The 250-nt window shown below is 33.2% G+C and carries 1 protein-coding gene; it reads right to left on the minus strand.

Translation table 11 applies throughout. The features are described from left to right. Positions 1-139: 139 nt before the first annotated feature. On the minus strand, positions 140-247 hold the full coding sequence (locus RM529_RS17965; protein WP_311486089.1) for an RteC domain-containing protein: 108 nt from the start codon (positions 245-247) through the stop codon (positions 140-142). Between the last annotated feature and the right edge of the window lie 3 nt (positions 248-250).

The raw sequence follows: 250 nt of genomic DNA on the forward strand, positions 1-250 counted from the left end.
ATTTTTAAATAGTAATCAAATGGTTCTAGATTGGAAATATTGTATTAAACTACATTAGATTATATAAAGAATTCTTCCAAAAACATAGAACCGTAGGTCAACCGTACTACTGTCTTTTTAAAGAGAAATAAGGTGCCTCTTATTCCTCGCGCTTATCCATTTCTATGAGTAGCGAGGCAGAAAGATCATCAAGAAAAAGTGTCCTGCTATTCTTGCGGTTTTTTATGTCCTGAAAGGTTTTGTAGATGTC

Origin of the sequence: Autumnicola edwardsiae (assembly GCF_031846505.1) — a bacterium.
In the GTDB taxonomy this organism is placed as follows: domain Bacteria; phylum Bacteroidota; class Bacteroidia; order Flavobacteriales; family Flavobacteriaceae; genus Autumnicola; species Autumnicola edwardsiae.